Genomic DNA, 5,903 nt, shown 5'->3' with positions numbered 1-5,903 from the left:
GGCGGGGAATCAAAAAGAGCTCAGGACTGATTCATCACAGCGACCGCGGCTCACAATATGTGTCGATTCGCTACGGCAAGCGTCTGATCGAGGCCGGCGCGACCGCGTCGGTCGGCTCTGACGCGGACAGCTACGACAACGCCATGGCCGAGGCCCTCAACGGCTCCTTCAAGGCGGAACTGGGATCGAGCTTCAAGGGCCCTGGCGCGACGCTGACCTGGCCGAACGTGCCGTCGTCCAGTGCGTCGGCTAGTACAACACCGAGCGCCTGCACCCAGCCCTCGACTACCTCCCGCCCGAGGAATTCGAGGCTCATCACCACCGACCCCAGGCAGCCCCGAACGCCGCCTGAAAACACGCAACCGGCCGTTACGAAAGTCGGGACAGCTCAAGGTTCTAGGGTGAGCCACTCCAGGACTGCGGTGCCTGGCAGGCAGTGACTGATGAATGCTTCACCGATGCGGGTGCCGTCTGGTTCGCGAAGGTGTAGGTGCCAACCGGGAGGGGCAGTGGACTTGGTGAGATCGGCGAGCGTATGGCGACGAGGCCTGAAGCTCTCAAGGTGATGGTGTAGGTAGCGTGAGCGGTCTGTGCCGGAGAAACCGGCAGCCTCCAGTGCCCGGCGGGTCCAGGCGGTTGCGCACCGGCAGGTGCGGCAACGCACGCCAAGCACAGCCACTGACCAGGACATAGATGATCGCCGCGAACAGCGTCTCATCAGGCGTGTCCTGCGTCCCGCCGCCCTGCGGGCGCGTCTGCGACGGTGGGGATCAGCGGCTTCGCGATCTCCCACAGCCCGTCCGGCACAATCCAACTCCACGTACCTCGCCGCATGCATAGCTCAACGGGCCGTCACCACATAGGACACGGTCCTAGGCCAACGCCTAGACGACGAACCGGTTCTGCTCTCCGTCAAAGGCGCCGGCCAGGGCGGGGGCGCCACCAGTGATTCAGAAAGTTCGCTTCTGGCTTCCCAGCGGACTGGCGGCGATCGCATGCCCGAAGCGTCTCGGCCTCGGCCAGCTCACTTCGGGCGCAGGGAGGGCGTTCTGGGTGAAGAAGTCACAGGTACGGAACTGCTCATGGTGTGGGCTCCAGCTCGTGGGTGTGGCCGGGGCTGCTCTCGTCGAACTCGACTGCCGGGGGCGGTTGGCGGAAGCCGCGGGTCAAGAGAGCCAAATAAGTGGCTCCGACACCGAACCAGAAGAGGCCGACGGTGAGGGTGAGGGACGACAGGCTGGACCACAGCCAGCCGGTGAGAGCGAAGCCCAAAACAGGCACCACGCCGTAATGGAGCATCGCGTTCATTCCCCGCAGCTTCCTGTCGATCAGAAAGTGCTTCACCACGGAGAGGTTGACCAGGGAGAACGCGGCCAGCGCACCGAAGCTGATCAAGGAGGCGACAGTGCCCAGGTCGCTGAAGAGGGCGGCCAGCGAGATGAAGCCGACGACCAGCGTGGCTCCCACGGGGGTGCTGAAGCGGGCGCTGAGGGTACCGAAGACCAGACGGGGAAACACCCGGTCGCGGCCCATCGCGTACAGAACGCGTGCCACGCTGGCCTGACTGGCTATGGCCGCCGCCACACATCCAGAAATGTAAGCCACAAGGAAGAACACCTCGAGCCAGTGGCCCGCGGCGATCCCCATGATCTGGGCTGCCGCTGCGTCGGGCTCGTCAATGTCGCGCCAGTCAGGCTGAACGAGTTGCGCGGCGTACGAGATGATGGTGAAGACGAAACCACCAATGAGGGTGGTCAGGACAATGGCCCGTGGCACGGTTCGGCGCGGATCGCGCGCTTCTTCAGACATAGTCGAGATGGCGTCGAATCCGAGGTAGGACAGGGCGAGAACGGCAGCGCCCGACGCGAGGCCGGAGGTGGTCATTCCGGCGTCGTACAGCGGCTGGAGCAAGGAGGTTCCCGGGTGGTCGGCGACGTGGGCCGCCGCGGTTGCCAGGAAGACCATGGCGAAGAGGAGCTGTACTCCCACCAACAGGAGGTTGGCGTCACGCACGAGCGTGATGCCAACGATGTTCAGCGCCGTCACCACCACAATCCCGGCCAGTGCGAACACCCAGCCCGGGACTGACGGGAACTGCGCGTGCAGATAGATGCCCATCACCAAGTAGTTGATGAGTGGGAGAAGAAGGTAGTCGAGCATCAGCGTCCAGCCGGTCAGAAAACCAACATGACGGCCGAAGGCATGTCGCGCATAGACATACGCACTGCCCGCTTGAGGGTAAGCGCGCACGAGTACCGCGTAGCTGACCGCGGTGAAGAGCATCGTGACGAGCGTGATCAGGTAGGCAGTGGGGACGTGGCCTTCGGTGGTCTGTGCCACGGCTCCGTAGGTGGTGAAGACCGTTAGGGGAACCATGTAGGCGAGGCCGAAGACAACCAGGGCGGGCACGCCCATCACTCTCTTCAGGGCGCCGGCTGGCCGATGGTGGGACATGACGGACTCCAGGAGGGTTCAGAGACGGGGTAGGCGCGCCGTCCCCTGCGGCCAGGTACGGGACGCTGATGGTGTACAGGAGAGCGGCGTGGACGGTGAAAGGATCACGCGAAGGGAACTGGGCCGGCCGGCCGCCGCTTCCCCTAAGTGGTCAGATTGCCGGGCCGCTGTGCTGGCCGGTGCAGGCCAGCAGGAGCGGTGGCGGTCACTTCCTGAGCGGGACCCTCCGGCTTGAGATGATGAGCGTGGGGAAACAAGTGTTCAACTGGGTCCTCTTCTCCCTCGCCCACTCTCCTCCACCCCAAGCACCAGCTCCTGAGTAAGCCATGCCCAATGCGGGTGCAAAACACCCGAAAGGTTCGTCTGCTGGCGGCAGCCTGAGCTGAACCGGTTCCTTGTAGCGGTCCTGCAGCCACGTGTGATCGCTTTGGTAGGCAGAAGGGCACCGGCTGGATGCCTGGCCGTGCGTACCATCTTCGCCTGCGACTACCTTGCCAGGCCCGACCTACGCCGCGAGATCAACGGCGGGCTCCAAGGTCGTGGAGAACTGGAATAGCGCCAACACCGTTCTGCACTACAGCAAGGACGGCGCCCTCACAGGGGCGGACAAGGAACATGCCGAGACCTCGATGCGCTTCACCTGCTCCAGTCGGCCCTGGTGCACGTCAACATGCTGCTACTTCAGCAGGTCCTCGCCGAACCAAGCTGGGTGAAGAAGCTGACGGAGGAGGACCGGCGCGGGCTTACCGCGCTGTGCTGGTCGAAACAACCCGTACGGCACTTTCCGCCCCGACATGGACAAGCGGATCGACCTGACCTCTCCCCCCGTGAGCGTCAGAGGCTTCTGAGTCCCTTCACCGTCATCCCTCCTCGGCGTGAGGCCCTCACGGAACAGGCCGTCTCGCCGAGAGCCAGGTGTACCCAAATAAGGCACTCGAGGACCGGGCGTCCCCAAGCTCAGCACGATGGCGACGCGGCTTATTGCTGTGCGAGTCCCCTCAGGAACACAGCGCCGAGGAAAAGAGCAGGGAACACTCACGACAGAGCAGCCGAAAGTCGTCGAGGCTACAGGAGGCCGTTGCTGACGGGTGAACTTGCCCATGCCAGCCGCGGCTTTCCGACTTCTATGGGGCGGCCCCCCGCCGCGACGAGGAGCCATGACGACGAAGGCCCCTCGTACTGAGGGTAGCGAACCTATCGAAGGTCACATATCCGTTCCCGCGCGCTCGCTGGATGGCTCTCGTCCTGGTGGTCTGCGCGGCTTTCTCAAGGCCGAACAGCGACAAGGCCGGTCGCCCGTCTTCCTGACTGTGATGGTGGGCGGGGTACTGCATGTCCTGTGGCTGGGACTACTGGCCAACAGCGGAGGGGATCTGGCCGCTCAGGATGCCTGGGCGGGATTCGCTCGGGAGCATCCGGGTTCGGCCTACCACCTTGGGTGGTATGGCGGACTGCACCCGGTTTCCTACAGTGTGATCTCTCCGTATGTCATGGCGGTGCTCGGTGTCCGCACCACCATGCTGGTAGCTGGCACCGTCTCGTGCGGCTTGCTGGCGCTGATCCTCCTGCGGAGCCCTGGAGTGAGGCGGCCTGTGCCGCCTGCGTTGGCGGGGGCGTTCGCGCTTACCTGCAGTGCTGTGTCGGGCCGCGTCACGTTCGGGCTCGGTCTGTGCTTCGCCTTGGCTGCTGTGGCCGTCGTCTACTGCTGGCCGCGTCTGTCCCGCTGGCGTACCCGCCGGGGCCGGGCGTGCCAGGGGGTGGCCGCGGCTGTGCTATCCGGGCTCGCGACCGCCGGCAGCCCGGTGGCTGGTCTCTTTCTCGGCGTTGTTGCTGCCGCGTTGTTCCTGCGCGGACGCCGTGCCGCGGCCTGTGCCCTGGGAATCGTCCCGTGTGTCGTCGTGGGTCTGTTGGCTTGGCTGTTCCCTTTCGCGGGGACTCAGCCGATGTCGTTCGGCACGGCTGTCATGCCGTTTCTCAGCGCTGTCGGCGCCGTATTGCTGGTCCCGAGGAAGTGGCGGATAGTTCGACTGGCCGCTGCCGTCTATGCCGTCGGTATTGTTCTCACGGGGGCTGTTTCCTCGCAGGTAGGCAGCAACGTCACTCGTTTCGCGCTGCTCTTCGCAGGGGTGGTGTTCGTCGCCGCCATGTCGTGGAGCGCCCCACGGTCGCGCCAGTGGTTTGTGCTCTGCACAGCCTTCCTCGCCGTCACCACATGGCAGGTTACAAACACAATCGGTGACCAGGTGCGGACGTCCCCGGCTGCTTTGTGGAACCACGCGAAACTGGCACCGCTGCTCGACCAGTTGCAGCGGCTGCATGCCGAGCGCGGCCGGGTGGAAGTTGTGCCGTCCGCGAGTCACCGTGAGTCTTCCGCTCTCGCGCTGCACATCAATCTTGCCCGCGGTTGGAACCGCCAGGCTGACGCCAAACGCAATCCCCTCTTCTACGACAGCACGCTCACCGCAGAGAGCTATCACGCGTGGCTGCGGCGCTGGGCCGTGCGCTACGTCGTGCTGCCCAAAGAAGGCAAGCCGGATCATGCGGCCGTCGAAGAAGCCCAGATCGTCGAAGCGGGGCAGCCGTATTTGAAGCGGGTCTGGGCGGATGCGCACTGGGAGCTCTACGAGGTTCGCGACCCCGAGCCACTGGCCGAGGCACCCGCGGCAGCCGAGCGCACGACGGCCGACGCCCTGACCGTCACCATGCCGTCACCAGGAACAGCGCTTGTCCGCATTCCGTATTCACCCTGGCTCGCACTGGTCGACGACGAAGGCAAAAGCCTGAAGCCGCCGATGCAAAACAGCGGATCTCCAAACAGCAACGGCTGTCTGACCAAAGCGCCGAAAGACCGCGCGGGCGACGAGTGGACCTACCTGCATGCCCCGAAAGCGGGAGAATACAAAATAGCGGCCCCATACCAATTTCCCCGGGGAACACCATGCTCCCGATAGCACGGCTTTCCTCAGGCGACGTCATAGAAAACTTAGTCACCGGAAATCCTGGCACGGGTGCGTCTGGTCGAGTCCAGGAAATTTCCGCTTGTGTCGGCTGGTTCACCGCAATCCGTCTGACCGGACTCATGACCCTGCCCGTATGGGCCGACGCCAGGGGGAAAGATGCTCACGTACTTCTCTCGCCGCGATGGAGCTCATTATGGTATGCGTGCGTGGTGAGAAAAGATGGCGAGTGTAGGTCGCCACCTACCCACGCACCCTCCGTAGCCGCGGCATCACCCCGACGATCGCCCGCCTCGAGACCGACCCCGCACGGCCCGCGACCGGTCAAGACGCGATGGGTGGGGGAACGCGTAACTAGTCGGCCATGGTGCGGTGCTGTCTGGGTAGATTCACCACGGTCCAGGTGTCGTTGCCGGCGAGGAGCGTCGCGAGGTCGCCCTTGCCGTCCTTCTCGACGGCCGTCTCGAGCTGGTCGGCCATGAGCGTGTCGTA

Annotated in this window: 2 protein-coding genes and 2 pseudogenes; 2 read left to right on the top strand and 2 right to left on the bottom strand. The window is 64.5% G+C overall.

Annotated elements, in window-relative coordinates; all coding sequences use genetic code 11:
- Nucleotides 1-253: pseudogene (locus ACF08N_RS37610) on the top strand (IS3 family transposase); the annotation flags it as partial.
- Nucleotides 254-653: 400 nt separating this feature from the next.
- Here the strand turns inward: ACF08N_RS37610 and ACF08N_RS37605 are convergent.
- Together ACF08N_RS37605 and ACF08N_RS37600 are read right to left on the bottom strand one after the other, a co-directional pair.
- Nucleotides 654-834: pseudogene (locus ACF08N_RS37605) on the bottom strand (transposase); the annotation flags it as partial.
- A gap of 246 nt (nucleotides 835-1,080) precedes the next feature.
- A complete protein-coding gene (locus ACF08N_RS37600; protein ID WP_392329205.1) occupies nucleotides 1,081-2,409 on the bottom strand; it encodes an APC family permease in 1,329 nt (442 codons plus the stop codon).
- Between the two features lie 1,202 nt (nucleotides 2,410-3,611).
- On the opposite strand from ACF08N_RS37600, the gene ACF08N_RS37595 reads away from it, so the two are divergent.
- Nucleotides 3,612-5,405 (top strand): MFS transporter, encoded by a 1,794-nt coding sequence (locus ACF08N_RS37595; RefSeq protein WP_392329204.1) that lies wholly within the window; start codon nucleotides 3,612-3,614, stop codon nucleotides 5,403-5,405.
- Nucleotides 5,406-5,903 lie beyond the last annotated feature (498 nt).

The organism is Streptomyces sp. NPDC015127 (assembly GCF_043080095.1).
Taxonomy (GTDB): domain Bacteria; phylum Actinomycetota; class Actinomycetes; order Streptomycetales; family Streptomycetaceae; genus Streptomyces.
Note: the sequence above shows the minus strand (reverse complement) of the source record. Positions and strands in the feature narration are given on the sequence as shown.